This is a genomic window from Pseudomonas sp. R1-1, assembly GCF_051132135.1.
Lineage (GTDB): Bacteria > Pseudomonadota > Gammaproteobacteria > Pseudomonadales > Pseudomonadaceae > Aquipseudomonas.
The window spans coordinates 4,187,873-4,209,094 of sequence record NZ_CP071663.1 but is presented as its reverse complement, the minus strand read 5'-3'; the positions used below and the strand labels follow the sequence as shown (position 1 = coordinate 4,209,094).

Genomic DNA, 21,222 nt, shown 5'->3' with positions numbered 1-21,222 from the left:
TTTGAGTTATGGTTTAAGGGCCTGACTCAGCAGGCCCTTCAGAAAATCAGCTCTTCAGAACGAGACGTCGATTCTTTGTGCTCTGATTTTTACATACTGACCATTGAGGTGCGGAAAATCGAAGTGGATATCTTGATCCGCAAATTCGACGAACGACTTGAGCGTGTCGCCTTCTAAGCGCCCGTGGATCTCGCATGAGAAACCGTCGTCAAGCATCTCGACACGTGTTTCGCTGCCATCACATTTTGAGATGTCTATTTCGTCCGGCAACACCATTTCGAACTCGGCTGAGTAGGTCTCACCTACTTCGATGACTGACGGGCAGTGGCCTGCGAAACATCTCACAGTCACACCGTTGACGCTGAGCAGTAGCATTTCCTCAATGATTGGGTCGATTTCGACAATATGCGCGGGATATTTCTTAGTCATCTGCGAGCCATGCTGTTCTTTCTTTCAGAGATTGAAATGATCAGTGAGGTTTTTAAGAATTGAACTTTGGCATAAACGCCAGAGTCAGCAGGTGCTTAAGTCTCGTTTTCAGAGTTTTCAGGCGGGGCGATTAGTACATAGAGGTCATCGGAGGGCGACATTTTTTCGATTCTGCCTGAAGCTATATAAGACTTGAACTCACTCTCAAGAAAGTTTTTGTCAGTGTATTTTTTGTACTCTTCAGGCCTGTCGGTGGCGTACATATAAATACGCCACACGTCAAAGCCGTCGATCCTGTTGTTTGGGCCGTAATCGAAATCTACTAACTCTGTGGGAAAGTGGATGGCACAGCCTACACCGTGCAACTCATACTCAACGCTATCGTTAATTCCCCCGCAGCGCTCTATTTGGCCACTTCGCCAGAGTCTAAGAATGTTTTTTGTACCAAATTTTTTCTGTAGAAGCGTTGTTCCTTTCTCAACTTTGCTGAGGAAGTCTTTTATCAAATCTTCTAAAGACTTATCATTATTGTTACTCATGGTCTTTTATGATTATCCAGTCGATCGGTATCGAGTCTTTTCGGCTGACATGTTTTGTTCGCTCTTGTCTCAAAAATAGTTTTCCCAATATTTCTAATGATTTTTATGTTGCGAATTTTGGTGTTTGTCTCATAGGCAGATGCGGAAGTCGGCATGATTATATGTGTTTTATTTTTTTCGGTTTCTTTCACGTGGCCAATATATATAAGTTGCTAACGAAAGAGATTTTCTTAATCTTTTTTTGAGTTATATGTTCGGCGAATTCTTTTTTGATTGTTTCTTTGTCGCAATATTTTCTATATTTAGATGGTCTTTCACAGGCAAAAATGTATAAACGCCAAATGTCAAACCCATTGATTTCACCATTAGGTCCATAGTCAAAATCTACGGTTCCTGTCGATAGATTGATACGGCAGCCAATGCCGTGCAATTCATATTTAACGCCTCGAGTGACTCTTCCGCGACGCTTTATCGCCTTGGTATGCCAAAGCCTTCGAATGTCTCGAGTGCCAAATTTTTTTTCAAGTAGCAGCGTGCTTGTCTCTACCATAGAAATAAAGTCATGTATCAGAGTATCCAAAGTTTCATTTTGTTCACTCATCCTTTTCTCCGGGTTTAAAAAATATCTAGTCCAATGATTTGATTAGCTAGCTAGCTAGCTAGCTGGATTGCATTTTTTTGTTTAAAAAAATGCTTCGTGCTCTGTGGGGGTGGTAATAGTTTTTAGCCTTGGTGAGATTGCTCTTGGTCTTGCTCATGTGTTTCTTTTACCCTGCCGATCTATTTCTAGAAAGCGTCTTTACGTAGTGTTGGTTAAGGCTCGGCTTGCGTCTTTCTTAAAATTTATATCGGCGCCATTTGTCAATTCTGTCGTCAAAATTATATCTTTCTCCCCTAAGACCCTATCCACTGTAAGAAAAATTCTCTCTGTAGTTCAGGTGAGTTTGTTAGGTTTTCATTTTCGTAGTCAAATATCGATACCACGTTTTTCAGTGATGGTTCTGCTCCATTTGTCAATTCATAAGCTTTTAATCCAAGAGACATTTGTGATGATAAGCTCGAGGGGTGAACATTCAACTTTGATCCTTTGCAAAAGAAAGTTACTAGAGGGTTGTCCTTGCGGATTAAGCCGAAACAGTGATAAAAATTTTTGCCGGTGTATGTTTTTGGCGATAATCCGTCCAGGCTTAGAGTTATGCTCATTTTTTCGCTGTCGCAAATCAGAACTACATCTTTGATTGTATGTTCTTTTTCTACGATAATTTTGAACTCCGAAATCATTTGTCAATTTTCCTATATGGATTCGGGATGGAGTAACCAAAGTCACGCCCATCATCAATAATTATCGTGGCGCCTAGAATATCTTCATTTTTGATAACTTTTGGAACGGCGAATTCCTGTTCTCGGGAAAATTTGTACCGGTTTCCTAATTCTTGCTTCAAATCATAACCCTCGACTCTCTTCAAGGTATAAAGAAACCCGGTTTTTGTAAAAAAGCTGGTAGCAAACTCTTTTCCCACGTCTCTAGAGGGGGAGGTGCTGATATAGCCGCTTGGAGGAAAATCGCTATCAATGGAGTGGAGGAATAAGTCCTCGCTGTCTCCCTTGCTTTTGAATCCGTTCACAAAAACATCGGACGGGTCTCTTGAGTCTCCTCGGTACAGGTATTCCTGCTTTTTCTTAGGCGTTGGTGCATCAGGCTCCCCCTCATCAACCTTAACCCCATCACTCCCCCCGGGCACCTCACACCCAGGTTTATTCGGCGGCGGGCAGTTCGACGTCAACCCCAACGGATCCACCCACCCCGTCGGATTCGGCACGTACTGGTACTGATTCAACCCTCCGGCCAACTTGATCGGGTCCGGCGTCAGATAGCGTCCCAGCCTCGGGTCGTAATACCGATGCCGGTTGTAGTGCAGCCCGCTTTCAGCATCGAAATACTGCCCCTGAAAACGCAGCGGCTGGTTCAGGTAATCGTCACCGGCCAGGGTCAGTGCGGCGACTTTTCCGTAGGCGTCGTATTGCGCTGACCAGACGATGTCGCCGCCGTAGTCGGTGAGTTCCTGCGGCGTGCCGAGGTGGTCGAGTTGGTAGTAGAACGGGCAGGCTTTTTTCGGGCCTTTGCCGTCGAGCAGTGCCAGCGGGCGGAAGGTGCCGGGTTCGTAGACGTAGCTGCGGTATTCGTTTTCGCTGCTTTCGGCGACGATCTGGTCGCCTTGCCAGAAAAATTCGGTGGTCTGGCCGTCGACGGTTTTGCGGATGCGCCGGCCGAAGGCGTCGTATTGGTAAGTGGCGGTCTGGCCGTCGGGGCGGGTCAGGCCGATCAGGCGGTGCTGGCTGTCGTAGCGGTATTCGGTGACGAGTGCTTGTTCTTTGCCGCGGCGTTCGCGGATCAGGTTGCCAAAGGCGTCGTAGTCGTAATGCCGGTCGCCCTGCATCAGCAGGCGATTGCCCAGGATCTGGCTCGGGCCGGGGCGGTCCTGCATGAGCAGGTTTCCGGCCGGGTCGTGGGCGAAGGATTCCGGCAGTTCGTCGCGCGAATGGCGGACGCGAATCAGCCGGTCGAGGGCGTCGTAGCCATAGGTGCGTTGGCCGTGGCGGCTGTCGGCGATGTGGGCGAGGTTGCCGTTGGCGCTGTAGGCATAATCGCGGCGGTAGAGCGAATCGCGCTGATGGCCTACGGCGTGAGCCAGTAATCTTCCCTGTTCGTCGTAGGCATATTCGCTGAGCAGCAGGCCTTGCTGGCGCTGCACTTCGCGGCCGAACTGGTAGACGTGGCGGGTCAGCGGCGTGCCGTTGAGGTCGATTGCGCTCAGCGCGCCGCCCTTGGCGTAATGATAGTCGAGCTTGCTGTTGTCCGGCAGGCGCAGGCGTTTGAGCTGACCGCAGGCGTCGTAGCCGTAACGCAGGGTGCCCCAGCCCTGGTGTTCGGTGATAAGCCGATCCTGACGGTCGTATTCGAAGGCCAGCGGGTGGTTGTGGCCGTCGTCGACGGCGATCAGACGGCCGAGACGGTCGTAGGCATATTCAACCTTGATGCCATCGGGCAGGGTCTTGACCAGCAAGCGTCCGGCCGCATCGCGCTTATAGGTGGTGACCAGCTGCGAGCCGTCATCGCCAAATTCGGTCTTCTCCAGCAGATGCCCGTTCAGGTCGTAGGCATACGCCGTGCGTCGTCCGTCGAAGCCGGTTTCCTGTCGGATCAATCCCGTCGGCGTGTAGTCCAGCCGGTATTTTTCTCCCGACTCGTTTTCAATCTCGGTGAGCAGCAGTTGCGCGTGGTCGTAGCGGTACTGCACCTGTGTGCCGTCGGGGTTGATCCGCCGTGAAACCAGGTGCAGGTCATCGTCGTACTCGTAACGGGTGATCCGCCCGAGTTCGTCGCGTTCGGCGGTGACCTGGCCGTAGGCGCCGTAGCTGTAGGCGCGGCTGCTGCCGGTAGGAAATGTCGTCTGGATCAGCCGGCCAACGGCGTCCCACTGCTGACGGGTGACGGCGCCGTGTTCGTCGGCAGTCGTCGTCCGCCGCCCCAATGCGTCGTAGGAAAAACGCCGCACACCACCGTCGGGCAGGGTTTCTTCGGTCAACTGGCCAAGCGGATTCCACACCAGCTTATGGCGGCTGCTGTCCGGGTAGCGGATCGACAGTAGCTGGCCGCGCACGTTGTAGTAGTAATGGGTGACCTGACCGTCAGGGTCGACCGCTTCGGTGATGTCGCCCTCGGCGTTGCGCCGATAAATCCACACCGCATCGCCGCGGGTGCGCCGGTAGAGAAAACCGTTGCGGTACTCGTAGGACGTTGGCGCGTCGTCCGGCGGAATCAGCGCGATCAGCCGTCCGACCTCGTCGTAGCGGTATTCGGTGACGGCGCCCAGCGGATCCTGCTCGGCGATCAACCGCCCCTCAGCGTCATAGGCCTTGAGGTGTTCGCCGCCGTCCGCCTCGACCTTGCGCACCAGCCGCGCGCGGTCGTCGTGGACGTAGGTTTCTTCGGTGCCGTCGACGTACTGCACCGCGACGCTGCCGTCGTCGGCCCAGACGTAGCGGGTGTTCATTTGCGAGAACGAGGCCCAATGCCTGACGCAACGTGCAGCCTTGCCGGGGCGCTCCCACTCCCAGAAGAAACTCGCGCCGCCAGCCAGTTGCCGCTGCAGAATCACATGAGCGTCGTCGTAGTCGTAACGCTCGCTGTCGCCGACCGCGCTGGTCGCTTCGATCAGATTTTGATAGGCGTCGAAGCCATAACTAACGAGGGGCTGCTCGGTGTGCCAGGCGCCCTCACGAAACACCTGATAATCCACGCTAACCAGTTGCGCCCGGTCATAACGCAACAGCAGCGAACGCCCGGCGCCGTTGTCTAGGCGCTGAATGCGGTCGGAGCGGTCACGTTGCAGGGTCAGACGATTGCCGTAGACATCGCTGATCGCGGTCAGCCGTCCGGCGCGAAAGTGATAAAACCGCGCCGCCTCGCCGGCCAGCGCCAGAATCAGCTCTTCCGGTTCGTCGCCAAGAAAAATCGCCGCCCGCGACAGACTGTTGTGAATCGCCGGCCGGGTCGCACTGGGCAACGGAAACCGCGTACGCCGGTTTTCGTGATCGACCCAGACCACTTCATCAGCGCAAAACTCCAGCCGATGCGCCAGCGAATGGCTCCAGCCGAACCCCAGGCCAATGTCGATCTCGACGGCGCTTGAGCGATACAAACGGCTGAATTCAAACGGCAGCACACCATCCAGCACCGCATCCGTCAGCGTCAGCAGCTCTTCGCCGGTAACCATCGACACCGGGCAACCATTGGTGCAGGTCAGCGGCACGCAATCGGCGCTGTCGCCGTTCGGGTTTTTGGCCTGATCGGGGGAGTCGTCGTGCGGCTCGTGGCGCTCCATCCGCGTCGAGCCGCCAGATTTGGCCCGCGCCAGCGGCGCCGGATTCGGCACGGTCAGCACCACCGAATCGGCCTGACGAATGTTCAGCGGGATCGAGGGCGTCGGTTTCAGCGCCACCTCACGCGCATGCAGCATCAGCGGTTTCAACGCACTGGCATGCTTGTTCAGTTCCGGCGTCGTCGACTTCAGCTCCGCCAGGCGCAGTGCCGAGGCGGCCAGCCATTGCCGCGCCCGCGGCGACTTGATCTTGTCCAGCACCTTGCTGCTCAAACGCAGCGACACACCAGCACCACCCGCGACGCGCATCAACAGAAAGCTGACCAGCAGTTCGACCCGCACCTCGGCCACCACTTCGGCGAGGTACTGCGGCGGCAACATCTTCAGCCAACTGGTAAACGCGGCCAGATGAATGAACAGCAGCGGCTCGTCGCTGAGCATCAACAGCGCGTTGGCGATGGCCTCGCTGGAAGCCGCAAGCAACGCCTCCAGTTCGAGGTCGCTCAGGTATTCGAGGAGTTTTTCGCTATTAACCTGCAAGTCGGCGAGGAGGGCGAAGACCTGTTTAATGTCGTCCCAAACGCCGTTGAGTGCGTTCTCGAAACCGCGCCAGTCGGCCCGTTGCAACTGCCCGTAACGGTCGAGAAAACCGGCGCTGGAAAACTCCGTCCACTGCGGCTGAAACCCGGTCCATTCGCCGCGCAGCCAGCCTTCCAGTTCCGCGATAAGCCCTTCATAAGAGGCATACAACGCCCGCACCTGCGCAGTGGAAACATCGGGAAAGAAGGTGATGCGATAACGCTGGCCCCGATCGCAGTCGGTGACTTGCAGAATGCCGCTGGGGCCGATGGTGTAGCGCAGCGGTTCGCCGAAGGTCTGGACGCCGTCGACCTCGCTGAGCAGCGGTTCAAGCGTCACCGGCGTATTGCCGATCGGTACAAAACGCGCGGCCTCGAACAGGTGCACCAGGGTCAAAGACCCGCTGGCCGAACACATGACCACCGATGAACTGAGCGGCTCACGCGAGGTGATCGGCGCACTGAGGCGCACGTCGTTGCCGACGCTAAACACCTGCTCGATGTCGAGCGCAGTGCCGGTCCAGAACTGCTCGGCCCAGGCGTCGTAGTTGTTCAGGCAGAGGCGGAATTCGCCGATCAGGGCTTCGAAATCCGGTTGCTTTGGATTGAGCGCGGCCACCACCAGCAAACCGATGCTGTTGTTCAGGGCCAGGAGCCGATCAGGTTCAAACATTCGCAGTCGCTCGCGCACATAAAAGGTGCGGGGACTTTGCGGGGGATCAAACGAGAAAGAAGTCGGGGAAGTAGGCAGTGTCTGTAGGAGGTTTCGCTAATTTTTCGCGAGTGTTTCTGCGCCCACGGACATTGGCCGTTGCTCAATGTCTGTCGGTCTCGCTATGCTGCTGAACCCTTTAATCCGATCCGAGCAGCGGCCATTTTGCCGCCTGGGATGTCATTGATAACGGATCCGAGATGAATGCACCGCTGAACGCGTTGGGCCCGATCAAGGCCGTGATTTTCGATATGGACGGTTTGCTGCTGGACACCGAGGGCATTTACACCGAAGTCACTTCGCTGATTGTCGGGCGCTACGGGCGCACCTTCGACTGGAGCATCAAACAGAACATCATCGGCCGGGGCGCCAACGATCTGGCGAACTACGTGGTGCAGGCGCTGGAGCTGCCGATCACCGCCGAAGAGTTTCTGCAGATCCGCGAACCCTTGATGCGCGAGCGTTTTCCCAAGGCGCAAGCGATGCCGGGGGCAGAAGAACTGGTTCGGCACCTCAAGGCGCATAATATTCCGATCGCCGTGGGCACCAGTTCCTCGCGTCAGTCGTTCGGCCAGAAAACCACGCTGCACCGCGACTGGTTCGCGCTGTTCGATTTCATCGTCACCGCCGACGATCCGGAAGTCGGCGCAGCGAAACCGGCGCCGGATATCTTCCTTACCGCCGCACGACGTCTGGGTGTCGCGCCGCAGGATTGTCTGGTGTTCGAGGATTCGCCGTTCGGCGTGACCGCCGCGAAAGCGGCCGGGATGACCGCCATCGCGATCCCCGATGCCGCGATGCCCGATGAAAAGTACGCACACGCCGACGGCATTCTTCGTACCTTGAAAGGCTTCACCCCGAGTGCCTTCGGTTTGCCGATGCTCGAATGGGCCTGAACATCTGAAACAAAAAAAAACGCCGCCGCTCCATAGACGGAGCGGCGGCGTTTTTACGTTCAGGCGACTCAGTAAGATCAGGCGCCGAAACCACCGTCGATGGTCAGGCTGGCACCGGTGATGTAACCGGCTTCCGGTCCTGCCAGATAAGCGACGAAACCGGCGATTTCCGCGGCGGTGCCGTAACGGCCGACGGCCATCAAGGGAATCAGGCTCTCGGCGAAATCACCGTGCGCCGGGTTCATGTCGGTGTCGACCGGGCCCGGTTGTACGTTGTTGATGGTGATGCCGCGCGGGCCGAGGTCGCGGGCCAGGCCTTTGGTCAGACCGACCAGCGCCGATTTGCTCATCGCATACACACCGCCGCCGCCGAAGGGCATGCGGTCGGCGTTGGTGCTGCCGATGTTGATGATCCGCGCGCCTTCGCCCATGTGCTTCGCTGCTTCCTGAGAAGCAATGAACACGCTGCGCACGTTGATGGCCAGTGTCCGGTCGAAATCTTCCAGACTGAAGTCTTCCAGCGGCGCAATGGCCAGCACGCCGGCGTTGTTGACCAGAATGTCGAGGCGGCCAAAGGCTTCGACGGTGGCGCTGACGGCGTCGCGGATGGCTTCGGCGTCGGCGCTGTCAGCCTTGATCGCCAGGGCTTTACCGCCGTTGGCGGTGATGCTGTTTTGCAATTCTTCAGCCTTGGCGGCGGAGCTGACGTAGGTGAAGGCGACGGCCGCGCCTTCAGCGGCCAGACGGTTGACGATAGCAGCGCCGATGCCGCGCGAACCGCCTTGGATCAGAGCGACTTTGCCGCTGAAGTGTTGAGTGGTCATGTTCGATCTCCAAATGTTCAAGGCGGGATGCCTTGGTGTTGGTGCCGAGTATCGGCGTCGCATCGACCACCGTGTAGACCCTGATTGCTATAGTCTGTGTAAACCGGAAGTTTATAGTGGTGATCATGGAAACGTTCAGCAGTATCGAATGCTTCGTGCGCAGTGCCGAGGTTGGCAGCTTCGCCGAAGCCGCGCGCCGCTTGAGTCTGACCCCGGCGGCAGTCGGCAAGAGCGTGGCGAAACTGGAGGCGCGGCTCGGCGTACGGCTGTTCCAGCGTAGTACACGCAGCCTGGCGCTGACCGAAGCGGGGCAACTGTTCTTGAGCGAAGTCAGCGCCAGCCTGACCACGATCCAGAATGCCGTGGCGAATCTGGCCAGCGCCGGAGGGCAGCCGGCCGGAACGTTGAAAGTCAGCATGGGCACGGTGTTCGGACGCTTGTATATCGTGCCGTTGCTCGGTGAGTTTCTGCGGCGTTACCCGGCGATCAACCCGGACTGGCATTTCGATAATCGTCAGGTCGATCTGATCGGCCAGGGCTTCGATGCGGCAATTGGCGGTGGTTTCGATCTGCCTCAAGGCGTGGTCGCACGCAAGCTCACACCGGCCCATCGGGTGCTGGTCGCGTCGCAGGACTATCTGTCGGCGCACCCGCCGATCACTCATCCGGACGACCTCAAACCGCACGACGGCATACTGATTCGCTCGCCGCAAACCGGGCGCGTGCGGTCCTGGCAACTGACCCACCGCGACCGGCAACACAGTCCGTTGGTGCTGCAGGCGCGGATGACCATGAGCGATTCTGAAGCGGCGTGTGCGACGGCAATGCAAGGGTTGGGCATTGCCCTGGTGAGCATGCCGTTTGCGGTCGGGTATCTGCAGGCGGGGACGTTGCAGCGGGTGCTGCCGGACTGGTTTGTCGATGATGGGAATATTTCGATTTACTACGCCGAGCATAAATTGTTGCCGGGCAAGACCCGGGCGTTTGTGGATTTTGTGATTGAGCAGTTTGCCGAAACGGGGTTGGCGCGGCGGTTCAGTGCCATTTGAGCAGGGCTTTTGACCGAGGTGCGGCCATCGCGAGCAGGCTCACTCCTACATTTGGAATGCGTCCACTGTAGGAGTGAGCCTGCTCGCGATGAACGATAACGCGGTCTATCGAGCAAACCGCCCCGGCCAGCCCACAATGTTCTTCGGCCGCGGCGTCGCATAAGTGCGCACTTTAGACGTCGACAAACGCAAGCGCACCAACGCTTCGGCAATCGTCACCGCCGCTGTCACGCCATCCACCACCGGCACCCCGGTCCGCCGACGAATCTGCTCATCCAGCCCGGCCATGCCGCCGCAACCCAGGCAGATCACCTCGGCCTTATCCTGGGTCACCGCCAACTCAGCCTGATTCACAATCGCTTCCAGTGCACGCTGCGGCTCGTGTTCCAGCTCCAGCACGGCCAGGCCACTGGCCCGTACCGACGCGCAACGATCCCACAGACCGGACAGTTTCAGCCGATCCTCGATCAGCGGCACGGTGCGGTCCAGCGTGGTCACTACCGAATAGGCGTGGCCGAGAAACATTGCCGTGCTCGCCGCCGCATCGGTGATGTCCACCACTGGCACGTTGAGCAGTTCCTGCAAGCCTTCGCGGCCGTGTTCGCCGTAGCCGGCCTGAATCACTGCGTCGAACGGCTGGTCGTAGTACATTACCCGGTCCATCACGGCGATGGCGGCAAGATAGCTTTCGAAGTTGCCTTCAATCGAATCGGCGCCGAAATGCGGGGTCAAGCCGACGATTTCTGTGCCGGGAGCAGCGACAGCCTGCGCCGAGCGGGCGATGGCTTCGGTGATGGATTCGGTGGTGTTGACGTTGACCACGAGAATACGCATGGGGACATCCTTATTGCGGGCAGTAGTGCGGCCCGAAAACCGGGCCGCGAAGGGATTAATGGCAGACGTTATCGACAGCGATGGACTCGCCACTGATGTCGGCGTAGTGCGGCTGACGTTGGGCGATGATCAGATAAAGCATCCCGGCGATCCCGGAACCGATCAGCCAGGAAAACGGTGAGACGCTGTGGAAACCCGGCACCAGCGCCAGGACGATGGCGATCAGCGCCGCAGGAATGAACGCCGCCACGGCGCGGAAATTGACGCCACGGCTGTAGTAATAAGCGCCATCGGCTGCTTCGCTGTATAGCTGCGGCACGTTGATCCGGCCTTTACGGATCAGCCAGTAGTCGACCATGATCACCCCGTACAACGGGCCGAGCAGGGCGCCGAGACCGGAGAGGAAGTACACGATCACCAGCGGGCTGTTGTAGAGATTCCACGGCAGGATCAGCACCGCGATGGTCGCGCTGATCAACCCGGCGCGACGGAAGGTCAGGTACTTCGGCGCCAGGTTGCTCAGCACGAAGGCCGGGGCGACGAAGTTGGCCATGATGTTCACCGCCACGGTGACGATCAGAAACGCCAGGCAGCCGAGTACCAGAAAGAACGTGTTGGGAATCGAGGCGATAATCTCGGTCGGGCTTTCGATGATTCGCCCGTTGATTTGAAACTGCGCGCCGCAGAGCAGCACAGTAATCGCAGCGAATACCAGAATATTCACCGGCAAGCCCCAGAAATTTCCCACCTTGATGGTCTTGCGGCACGGCGAAGAGCGGGCGAAATCGCAGAAATTCAGAATCAAGGTGCCGTAGATCGCCAGCCACAACGCGCCGCCGGCAAAAATGTTGCGCCACATCTCGGCACCGGTCAGCGGTTCGCGGATCGACCAGGCGATGGTCGCGTTGGCCTGGAAGTACATCCAGGCGGCGAGGGCAGCGACGGTCAGCAGAATCACCGGGCCGGCAAACGCTTCGTATCGACGCACCATCTCCATGCCGTAAGCAAGAATCGCCAGCTGCACCAGCCAGATCGCCACGAAACACACCCAGCCCAGACTCGACAGGCCAAGGATCGAGTCGTGATCGTATTCGGCGAATCCGGGGTGCACGGCGGTCAGTAAAACGTGGAATACCACCGAGGCAAGGTACGTCTGAATACCGAACCAGGCGATGGCGATGACTGCCCGGATCAATGCAGGAATTTGCGCGCCGTGAATGCCGAAACTGATCCGGCTGATCACCGGAAACGGCACGCCGGTTTTCTGCCCCATGTAACCGGACAGGTTCATGAAGAAATACACCAGCGCCGCGCCGATCCCCAGCGACAGCAGAATTTGCCAGCCGCCCAGGCCCAACGCGTACAGACCGATGGCGAACGAGTAGTTGGCAATGTTGTGCACATCGTTCGTCCACAGCGCGAAAATGCTGTATTTGCCCCAGCGCCGGCCTTCGACCTTGGTCGGCGCCAGGTCGCTATTGTGCAGACGCGGACTCAGTTGCAGCGGCTCGCTCAGTCCGTCGTCGGGCAACGTTTGATCAAGCGTGGAGGAGGGCAGATTCAGCGCGATGTTATTGGAGAGACTTGTACGCATTCCGGCAGGCTCCTGATGTTCAGGCCGCGATGACTGTGCATGAGCCGGCGGGCTCGACATATCTTCGTCGCGACAGTGACAACATCACTGGTTACGGGGCATCTGCAGCCTGTACGGGATAGGGCGCTTCAGGCTTGCGGATCGAAAGTGGATTCATGTTTTGCGGTTTTGTATACAAAACATGTATGCACCAAAGCGAGATCTGTGCCAGTTGCCGGTCTATACGCAGCGTTGCTCATTTCGAAAAGTTATCGAGAGACGATAAGTGGCTGAAAACCGGGCGTTAAAAACTGACCGGTTGCCCAGGTATTTATTTTTTGGGGAGGATTTTTTGCGGAAACGTGGAAGCGGGAATTGGCGCGGGAATGTAACTTTTCAGGGCGCGTAAATGAAAGTGCACACATAAATGGCACCGATGGTGACAGTTGTGTGTACACATTTTTCGAGTCGCTGGAGATTTAATGTAGGAGTGAGCCTGCTCGCGATAGCGGTGTGTCAGTTCTAAATATTTGGCAGATGCACCGCTATCGCGAGCAGGCTCACTCCTACAAGGGAGATCAGTGTGGCTGAGGACTAAGCCTTGCTCTTGCTGATGATATTCCCCGCATGCAACCCGCATTCTTTCTGCGTCGCTTCTTCCCACCACCAGCGGCCTTCGCGCTCGTGCTGGTTAGGCAGGACCGGGCGGGTGCAGGGTTCGCAGCCGATGCTGATGAAGCCGCGTTCGTGCAGGCTGTTGTAGGGCAGCTCGAGCATGCGGATGTAGCCCCAGATTTCCTCGCTGGTCATCTGCGCCAGCGGGTTGAACTTGTACAAAGTGCGCTCCGGGGTGGAGAACGCGGTGTCGATTTCCAGCACCGCCACAGCACTGCGTGTGCCCGGGCTCTGGTCGCGGCGTTGGCCGGTGGCCCAGGCCTTGACGCCGGCGAGTTTGCGCCGCAGCGGTTCGATCTTGCGGATGCCGCAGCATTCGCCGTGGCCGTCGCGGTAGAAGCTGAACAGGCCTTTTTCCTTCACGAACGGTTCAAGTTTCGCGTGGTCCGGCGAGACGATTTCGATGTCGATCTTGTAGTGCTCGCGCACCTGCTCGATGAAACGGTAGGTCTCCGGGTGCAGGCGCCCGGTATCGAGACTGAATACTTTGACGTTCTTGTTGAGCTTCCAGGCCATGTCCACCAGCACCACATCCTCGGCGCCGCTGAAAGATATCCACAGCTCATCACCGAACTCGGCAAAGGCGAGTTTGAGGATGTCTTGCGCGGATTTGTTGGCATAGGTCGTGGCGAGTTCCACGACGTCGAACGTTGGGCTCATCAGGGCGGCTTCCTACAGGTCGGTGGCGCTGGGCGCTCTATATGGCGCCGATGGTAACAAAAACCAACAGGGCTCGGGGCGTGCTGTGCGTTGCGCGCCGACAGTCGAGCCGCTAGAGTTCCGCCTCGCTCGACCCAATAATCACTACAAACGGGAGTGTCTTGTGGAAATTGCTTGCCTGGATCTTGAAGGGGTACTGGTACCGGAAATCTGGATCGCGTTCGCCGAAAAAACCGGCATCGAATCTCTCAAGGCCACCACCCGGGACATTCCCGATTACGATGTGCTGATGAGGCAGCGTCTGCGCATCCTTGATGAGCACGGCCTGAAACTGTCGGACATCCAGGAGGTGATCGCCACGCTCAAGCCGCTGGACGGCGCGGTGGAGTTCGTCGACTGGTTGCGCGAGCGCTTTCAGGTAGTGATTCTGTCGGACACGTTCTATGAGTTTTCCCAGCCGCTGATGCGCCAGTTGGGCTTTCCAGCGCTGCTTTGCCATCGCTTGATTACTGACGAGAGCGGGCGTGTGACCAGCTATCAGTTGCGTCAGAAAGATCCCAAGCGTCAGTCGGTGCTGGCGTTCAAGAGCCTGTATTACCGGGTGATTGCCGCGGGGGATTCGTACAACGACACGAGCATGCTCGGCGAGGCGGATGCCGGGATTCTGTTTCATGCGCCGGAGAATGTGATCCGCGAATTTCCGCAGTTTCCGGCGGTGCATACATTTGCCGAGCTGAAGCAGGAATTTCTCAAAGCCTCCAACCGCGACCTTAGCCTGTAAACCCAACCACCTGATGATCGTTCCCATGCTCTGCGTGGGAATGCCTCAATGGACGCTCCGCGTCCGCTTGGGACGCGGAGCGTCCCGGGCTGCATTCCCACGCAGAGCGTGGGAACGATCAACGATCAAGCTTTTAAGCTTTTAGAGGTTCTGCAGGGTATCGAGGAGGATTCGGACCTTGGTAATCGACTCCTGATACTCCGCCTGCCAGTCCGAATCGGCGACGATCCCGCCGCCGCCCCAGCAGCACACCTGTCCATCCTTGACCAACAGACTGCGAATAGCGATGGAGCTGTCCATCTCGCCGCGCACGTCCAGATACAGCAACGACCCGCAATACAGTCCGCGCCGCGTCGGCTCCAGTTCGTCGATGATCTGCATCGCACGAATCTTCGGTGCGCCAGTGATCGAGCCGCCGGGAAAGCTGCCAGCGATCAGATCCAGCGCATCGCGGTCCTCTGCCAGTTCACCGGTCACGCTGCTGACCAGATGATGCACATTCGGATAGCTTTCCAGGCTGAACAACTCCGGTACCCGCACCGAGCCGATGCGACAGGTGCGGCCGAGATCGTTGCGCAACAGGTCGACGATCATCAGGTTTTCCGCACGATCCTTGGGGCTGGCCAGCAGTTCCGCGGCGTTGGCGGCGTCTTCGGTTGGCGTCAGGCCGCGAGGGCGAGTGCCTTTGATCGGGCGGGTTTCGACCTTGCGCTGGCTGACTTTGACGAAACGTTCCGGCGAAAGGCTCAGCACCGCGCCGCCGTCGGCCAGGCTCTGAAAACCGGAGAACGGCGTCGGGCAGGCTTCACGCAATTTGCAGTAAGCCAGCCATGGATCGCCCTGGCACGACGCGCGAAAGCGCTGGGCGAAGTTGACCTGATAGCAATCGCCGGCCTGGATGTACTGCTGAATGCGCTCGAATGCCTGACGGTAATCCTCGGCCGAGAGGTCGGCTTTCATTGACTGATTGAGCTTGAACGGCGTCAACGCGCTCACCACCGGCTGGGTGAACAACCCGATCAGGCGCTGCTGTTCACTGTCGGCAAGCGACGGGTGAAAAACCAATTGGCTGGTTTGGGCCTGGTGATCGCTGATCAGCGCCCAGTCGTACAATCCGAAACGCGCATCCGGCAGCTGCAGATCATCCTGGGCCTGGTTTGGCAGGTGTTCCAGATGCCGGCCGAAGTCGTAGCTCAGGTAACCGATCAGGCCGCCGGCGAAGGGCAACTCGCAACCCGCTGGCACATCAGCCTCGCCCAAGCGGTCGAGGTTATCGCGCAGGCGCTGCAGAAAATGCGCACCGCTTTCATCCGGCAACACCGCCAATTGTTCCAGCGGCCAGGCGCTGAGCAGGTCGAAGCGACCGCGCTCGGCACTCGGCCGGCCACTGTCGAGCAGCACGGCACCGGGTGCGTTGCGGATGGCCACGAAGTAGTCGGCGGGATTGGCGCGATAGGGCAGCGGGTGTACGGAGCAGGTCAACATGGGCGGGGTAGATCGGCCGTGGCGGCGGGGTGGGGATTGTAGTCCTCTGGGTGAGTTGCTCCTAGAGGGGATGTCGGGGATTGACAGATCGGCGGCAGGCTGCAAGTCATTTATGGCAGGGAGACCGCTTTCGCGAGCAGGCTCGCTCCCACATTTGGAATGCATTTCCCTGTGGGAGCGAGCCTGCTCGCGAAGGCCGCGACTCGGTTCTGGATCAGCCCTCGACCGCCGGAATATGCCCAAACATCTCCTGGGTAAACGCCACCCGCTCTTCAACCGATTCCGTCACGCCGCGAGCCTTCAGTTCTTCCAGCCGCGCTTCCACGGCATGGGTGCGCAAGGTCAGTCCGCAGTCATTGGCGATCTGGATGTTCAGTCCCGGCCGCGCATTCAGCTCAAGAATCAGCGGGCCTTTTTCCTGGTCCAGCACCATGTCGACACCGATATAACCCAGCCCGCACAGCTCATAGCAGCCGGCGGCGAGTTTCATGAAACCGTCCCAGTAGGGCAGTTGCACGCCGTCCACCGCGTTGGTGGTGTCGGGGTGTTTGGTGATGATGTTGTTCAGCCAGGTGCCGCGCAGAGTCAGGCCGGTCGCCAGGTCGACACCGACGCCGATCGCGCCCTGGTGCAGGTTGGCCTTGCCGCCGGACTGGCGGGTCGGCAGGCGCAGCATGGCCATCACCGGGTAACCCATCAGCACAATGATGCGAATGTCCGGTACGCCTTCGTAACTGATGCTTTTGAAGATCTGGTCTGGCGTGACGCGGTATTCGATCAGCGCGCGGTCACGGTGGCCACCCAAGGAATACAGGCCGGTGAGGATGCTCGAAATGTGGTGCTCGAGCTCTTCGTGGGCGAGGATCTTGCCCGACACCGTGCGATAACGACCCTCGAAGCGGTCGGCGATGACGATGATGCCGTCGCCACCCGCGCCCTGCGCAGGTTTGATCACGAAGTCGCTGCGCCCGCCGATGATCTCGTCGAGCTTGTCGATTTCCTTCTCGGTGGAGATCACCCCGTACAGCTCCGGCACGTGAATGCCGGCGGCGATGGCGCGCTCCTTGGTGAGGATCTTGTCGTCGACGATCGGGTAGAGGCTGCGCTTGTTGTACTTGAGCACGTAGTCGGCGTTACGCCGATTGATGCCCATGATGCCGCGCGCCTCAAGGGCCTTCCAGGTCTTCCAGAAACCGAACATCAGGCGTCAGCCTTCTTCAGGAAAGCCTTGAAACGCACCAGCTCGGTCAGGCGGTAGCCGCGATAGCGACCCATCGCCAGCATGAAGCCGACCAGAATCAGCAGGATCGCCGGGAAGGTGAACACGAAGTACACCAGCTCCGGTACGGTCATGATCAGATGCGCCAGGGAGGCGGCGAACAGCGTGCCGATCGCCACTTTCAGCGCGTGATTGGCGCCGCGTTCTTCCCAGGTGATCGACAGCCGTTCAATGGTCATGGTCAAAATCACCATCGGGAACAGCGCCACCGACAGACCGCGTTCCAGACCCAGTTTATGGCTGAACAGACTGATCGCCGCGATCAGCACCACGACAAACGTCAGCACCACCGATAGACGCGGCAGCATTTGCAGTTTCAGGTGTTCCAGATACGAGCGCAGCGACAGCCCCAGTGCGGTAATCACGGTAAACAGCAGAATGCCGAAGCCCAGTTGCGTTTCGCGGAAGGCGAGGGCGATCAGTACCGGCGTGAAGGTGCCGAGGGTCTGCAGGCCGATCAGGTTGCGCAGGATCAGGATTACCAGCACGCCGATCGGGATCATCACCATGATCATGAACGTCTGCTGGGTCTGCAGCGGCAAGCCGTACAGCGAGTATTCGAGGAAGTTCGCGTCGGTGTTTTCGTCGGTCAGCTTGGCCAGACGAATCGCGTTCATCTCGCTGTTGTTCAGGCTGAAGGTCACGTTGGCTTTCTTGCCGCCGTCGACGGTGATCAGGTTTTCGTCGCCGGTCCACCACAGCAGGCGGTCGGTCGGCAGGCCTTGCTCGCCGGTTTCCGGGTTGAAGTAGAGCCAGTCGTTGCCGTTGAAGCTGCGCAGCCACAATTCAGGCATTTGCGGCTGGTCGGCGACGAGGCGGATGGTGTGGACTTTTTCCACCGGCACATGGGCGATGGACAGCAGCAGTTCGACGATTTTGGCTTTGTGCGCGGTCGATGGATCGCCGGCCAGCAGCAGCTTCACGTTGTCGTCGTTGAGATTGTTGACGCGTTTGATCGCCTCGCCAATAAAGGTTTCGACGTCCGCCGAGTGCTGGCGGATCGGCGCGAGCAGGGCTTCGGCAGCGATCTTTTCCGGGCCTTCGATGACCATGCTGTCGCGGAACGTCGGGCCTTTGACCTTGGATTTTTCCGCGGTGTAGCGCTTGGTCAGGACCAGACGGTAATACAACGTCTGATTGCCCTTGGCGCGGCGGGCCGACCAGGTCACCTTGCGGTTGCCGTCGACACGGTTTACCGCCACCCCGTAATTATTGGAGATGAAGCTCTCGTTGAGGCTGACGTAGTCACGACTCAACGGCGGCACGAACATCTGGATCTTCACCGGATCCTTGGTGCTGGCGACGAACTCGACCTTGGCGTCGATGTTCCACAAGTCGTCGGTGGCGTCTTCGGTCACCGGAATGCCGAGCACGAAAATCTGATAGGCCGTAACCGAAACGCCCAGCAGCACCAGCACGGCGATCAGGATTTTCAGGTGGAAGGTTAGAGAACGCATGGAAATTACTCGGCGGTATGAGCGGCGATGGTGCAGGCGGGTTTGCCGGCAGCGTATTTAAGACTGGGGTCGACCAGCGCGTCGAAGCGTTTCAGCGCTTCGGAGCCGATCAAAAGCGGGTATTGGAACGCACTTCGGTCGGTCAGGTTCACTTCGATGCTGCGCATCGCCGAACCCATGCAGATATCCAGCTCGATCACCGGACGGGCGGTGTACTTCTTGCCTTCTTCCGGGTCGTAGTCGCCGGCGCGGCGCTTGATCTTGCTGACCCGTGCCAGCGGCCGTTCGATCGGGTGCGAGTGCGCGGCATCGATCGCCAGGTAGAAACGTACCCAGGATTCACCGTTGCGTTTGAAGCGTTTGATGTCGCGGGCACTCAGCGAGGCGGTTTTCGCGCCGGTGTCGAGTTTGGCCGCGACTTCGAGATTAATGCCGTCAAGCGAAGCGTATTCGTTGAGACCGTACACGGTTTTTTCCCCCGCGGCGGCGAGGCCGGGCAGGCAGAAAAGGGCAAAAAAGGCGGGATAAGGCTTGAGTCTCATAAATCCTGGTGCGCAGCGTTCCGTGGTCGGTTCAGGCCTTTGGCAATGGTTGCCCAAGACCTTTCGTGTGCCTGGCAGCTTTTTATGACAAGCCGTACAAATGGCCAGCAAATGCGGGCGGCATTCTAGCACGGTGGTTTTATGGCGCCAGCGCCCACGCAAGTCTATAACCCTGAGAAGTGCCCCCTGTGGGAGCGAGCCTGCTCGCGAAAGCGCTGGGTCATTCGCAACATCTTTTGTTTGACACACCGCATTCGCGAGCAGGCTCGCTCCCACAGGTATCGAAGCGTTCTATTAATCTGGTTATTAGACGATTGTCGACAATCCGTATTTATCCTTTGACGAATGGCGCTCGATTGGCTAGTTTTTGCCGCATTGGATTTGAAGGTGTCGACAATCATGCTGGATCAACTCGATCCCCCGGTCATCAGCGGCGACGATTCGGAAACGCTTTCGGAAAACGTCTTCCGGCGCATTCAGGCGGCTATCGTCAAAGGCGAGATCGCGCCGGGCAGCAAGATCTCCGAACCGGAGCTGGCGCGCACCTACGGCATCAGTCGCGGGCCGTTGCGGGAGGCGATCCATCGTCTGGAAGGCCAGCGCCTGCTGGTGCGCGTGCCGCATGTCGGCGCGCGGGTGGTGTCGCTCAGCCACGCCGAACTGCTTGAACTTTACGAAATCCGCGAATCCCTTGAAGGCATGGCCTGCCGGCTGGCCGCCGAGCGCATGAGCGTCGAAGAAATCGACGAATTGCGCCGGGTGCTGGAAACCCACGAGCGCGACGCGGCGTTTCAGGCCGGTGTCGGTTATTACCAGCAGGAAGGCGATTTCGACTTTCATTACCGGATCATCCAGGGCAGCGGCAACCGCACGTTGACGCAGATGCTTTGCGGCGAGCTGTACCAACTGGTGCGCATGTACCGCATCCAGTTTTCCACCACGCCGAACCGCCCGCGCCAGGCCTTTGCCGAACACCACCGGATTCTCGATGCCATCGCCGATCGTGACGGCGAGCTCGCCGAATTGTTGATGCGCCGTCACATCGGCGCCTCGAAACGCAACATTGCCCGTCATTACCAGGACGGCGCCCATAACCAGACAGCCACTGAACGAGGTGAGTCATGAGTTCCAACCCGAACACTCCCGGCCAGCGTTTCCGCGATGCGGTCGCCAGCGAGCACCCTTTGCAAGTGGTCGGCGCGATCAACGCCAACCACGCGCTGCTAGCCAAGCGCGCCGGTTTCAAGGCGATCTACCTGTCCGGTGGCGGGGTGGCCGCAGGTTCGCTCGGCGTGCCGGATCTGGGCATCACCGGTCTGGATGACGTGCTCACCGACGTGCGGCGCATCACCGATGTCTGCGATTTGCCGCTGCTGGTGGATGTGGACACTGGTTTCGGCTCGTCGGCGTTCAACGTCGCGCGTACCGTCAAGTCGATGAGCAAGTTCGGCGCGGCGGCGATTCACATCGAGGATCAAGTCGGCGCCAAGCGCTGCGGTCATCGGCCGAACAAAGAGATTGTCAGCCAGCAGGAAATGGTCGACCGCATCAAAGCCGCGGTCGATGCGCGCACCGACGACAGCTTCGTGATCATGGCGCGCACCGATGCGCTGGCGGTGGAAGGGCTGGAATCGGCACTTGATCGCGCAGCGGCGTGCATCGAGGCCGGTGCCGACATGATTTTCCCCGAAGCCATCACCGAACTGGACATGTACAAGCTGTTCGCCAACCGCGTGAAAGCGCCGATCCTGGCCAACATCACCGAATTTGGCGCGACGCCGCTGTACACCACCGAGCAACTGGCCGCTGCCGACGTATCGCTGGTGCTCTATCCACTATCGGCGTTCCGCGCGATGAACAAGGCTGCGGAAAATGTCTACACCGCGATCCGCCGCGACGGCACGCAACAGAATGTCATCGACACCATGCAGACTCGCATGGAGCTGTACGATCGCATCGACTACCACACGTTCGAGCAGAAGCTCGATGCGTTGTTTGCACAAAAGAAAGGCTGATCAAAAACCCT

At 58.4% G+C, this 21,222-nt stretch carries 18 protein-coding genes; 5 read left to right on the top strand and 13 right to left on the bottom strand.

The annotated features are described in order from the left end of the window. Positions 1-54: 54 nt before the first annotated feature. The 5 genes from J3P75_RS18685 to J3P75_RS18665 form a co-directional block, all read right to left on the bottom strand. Entirely contained in the window at positions 55-429 is a 375-nt protein-coding gene (locus J3P75_RS18685; protein ID WP_093103128.1) for a hypothetical protein, read from the bottom strand. Positions 430-524: 95 nt separating this feature from the next. Further along, positions 525-968 carry a DUF6896 domain-containing protein gene (locus J3P75_RS18680; RefSeq protein WP_434707765.1) on the bottom strand — a complete coding sequence of 148 codons (444 nt, stop codon included), beginning with the start codon at positions 966-968 and terminating at the stop codon, positions 525-527. 187 nt (positions 969-1,155) lie between these two features. Then, positions 1,156-1,569 carry a DUF6896 domain-containing protein gene (locus J3P75_RS18675; protein WP_093103123.1) on the bottom strand — a complete coding sequence of 138 codons (414 nt, stop codon included), beginning with the start codon at positions 1,567-1,569 and terminating at the stop codon, positions 1,156-1,158. A 293-nt stretch (positions 1,570-1,862) separates the two neighbouring features. Beyond that, a complete protein-coding gene (locus J3P75_RS18670) occupies positions 1,863-2,249 on the bottom strand; it encodes a hypothetical protein (RefSeq protein ID WP_434707764.1) in 387 nt (128 codons plus the stop codon). After that, on the bottom strand, positions 2,246-7,102 hold the full coding sequence (locus J3P75_RS18665) for an RHS repeat-associated core domain-containing protein (protein ID WP_434707763.1): 4,857 nt from the start codon (positions 7,100-7,102) through the stop codon (positions 2,246-2,248). Before J3P75_RS18665 ends, J3P75_RS18670 begins: the two co-directional genes overlap by 4 nt. Positions 7,103-7,341: 239 nt before the next feature. On the opposite strand from J3P75_RS18665, the gene J3P75_RS18660 reads away from it, so the two are divergent. After that, entirely contained in the window at positions 7,342-8,037 is a 696-nt protein-coding gene (locus J3P75_RS18660) for an HAD-IA family hydrolase (protein WP_434707762.1), read from the top strand. Positions 8,038-8,114: 77 nt separating this feature from the next. Here J3P75_RS18660 and J3P75_RS18655 read toward each other — a convergent pair whose 3' ends face one another. Further along, a complete protein-coding gene (locus J3P75_RS18655; protein ID WP_434707761.1) occupies positions 8,115-8,861 on the bottom strand; it encodes a 3-oxoacyl-ACP reductase family protein in 747 nt (248 codons plus the stop codon). A 125-nt stretch (positions 8,862-8,986) separates the two neighbouring features. Between J3P75_RS18655 and J3P75_RS18650 the strand changes: the two genes are divergently transcribed. Next, on the top strand, positions 8,987-9,910 hold the full coding sequence (locus J3P75_RS18650) for a LysR substrate-binding domain-containing protein (protein WP_434707760.1): 924 nt from the start codon (positions 8,987-8,989) through the stop codon (positions 9,908-9,910). A 105-nt stretch (positions 9,911-10,015) separates the two neighbouring features. Here the strand turns inward: J3P75_RS18650 and J3P75_RS18645 are convergent, their stop codons facing one another. The 3 genes from J3P75_RS18645 to J3P75_RS18635 all read right to left on the bottom strand — a co-directional run bounded on the left by J3P75_RS18645 (position 10,016) and on the right by J3P75_RS18635 (position 13,652). Then, a complete protein-coding gene (locus tag J3P75_RS18645; RefSeq protein WP_434707759.1) occupies positions 10,016-10,744 on the bottom strand; it encodes an aspartate/glutamate racemase family protein in 729 nt (242 codons plus the stop codon). 55 nt (positions 10,745-10,799) lie between these two features. After that, positions 10,800-12,338: an NCS1 family nucleobase:cation symporter-1 gene (locus J3P75_RS18640; RefSeq protein ID WP_434707758.1), complete on the bottom strand. Its 1,539-nt coding sequence runs from the start codon at positions 12,336-12,338 to the stop codon at positions 10,800-10,802. 573 nt (positions 12,339-12,911) lie between these two features. Next, a complete protein-coding gene (locus J3P75_RS18635) occupies positions 12,912-13,652 on the bottom strand; it encodes a phosphoadenylyl-sulfate reductase (RefSeq protein ID WP_093103105.1) in 741 nt (246 codons plus the stop codon). Positions 13,653-13,815: 163 nt separating this feature from the next. On the opposite strand from J3P75_RS18635, the gene thrH reads away from it, so the two are divergent. Continuing rightward, positions 13,816-14,433 (top strand): bifunctional phosphoserine phosphatase/homoserine phosphotransferase ThrH, encoded by a 618-nt coding sequence (gene thrH / locus J3P75_RS18630; protein WP_434707757.1) that lies wholly within the window; start codon positions 13,816-13,818, stop codon positions 14,431-14,433. A gap of 141 nt (positions 14,434-14,574) precedes the next feature. Here the strand turns inward: thrH and pabB are convergent, their stop codons facing one another. From pabB to J3P75_RS18610, 4 genes are all read right to left on the bottom strand, one after another. After that, the gene (pabB, locus tag J3P75_RS18625) at positions 14,575-15,918 is read right to left on the bottom strand and encodes an aminodeoxychorismate synthase component I (RefSeq protein WP_434707756.1); all 1,344 of its coding nucleotides are present in this window, start codon (positions 15,916-15,918) and stop codon (positions 14,575-14,577) included. Positions 15,919-16,132: 214 nt separating this feature from the next. Continuing rightward, positions 16,133-17,119, bottom strand: coding sequence for an alpha-L-glutamate ligase-like protein (locus J3P75_RS18620; RefSeq protein WP_056784132.1), 987 nt, complete (start codon positions 17,117-17,119; stop codon positions 16,133-16,135). Further along, positions 17,119-18,654: an inactive transglutaminase family protein gene (locus J3P75_RS18615; RefSeq protein WP_090282539.1), complete on the bottom strand. Its 1,536-nt coding sequence runs from the start codon at positions 18,652-18,654 to the stop codon at positions 17,119-17,121. Before J3P75_RS18615 ends, J3P75_RS18620 begins: the two co-directional genes overlap by 1 nt. 5 nt (positions 18,655-18,659) lie before the next feature. Then, the gene (locus J3P75_RS18610; protein WP_090282540.1) at positions 18,660-19,196 is read right to left on the bottom strand and encodes an ATP-dependent zinc protease family protein; all 537 of its coding nucleotides are present in this window, start codon (positions 19,194-19,196) and stop codon (positions 18,660-18,662) included. A 402-nt stretch (positions 19,197-19,598) separates the two neighbouring features. Here J3P75_RS18610 and J3P75_RS18605 point away from each other — a divergent pair, with 402 nt between their 5' ends. Both J3P75_RS18605 and prpB read left to right on the top strand, forming a co-directional pair. Then, positions 19,599-20,321, top strand: coding sequence for a GntR family transcriptional regulator (locus J3P75_RS18605; protein WP_172833342.1), 723 nt, complete (start codon positions 19,599-19,601; stop codon positions 20,319-20,321). Then, positions 20,318-21,211 (top strand): methylisocitrate lyase, encoded by an 894-nt coding sequence (prpB, locus tag J3P75_RS18600; RefSeq protein WP_434707755.1) that lies wholly within the window; start codon positions 20,318-20,320, stop codon positions 21,209-21,211. The genes J3P75_RS18605 and prpB overlap by 4 nt, the downstream gene beginning before the upstream one ends. Positions 21,212-21,222: the final 11 nt, after the last annotated feature.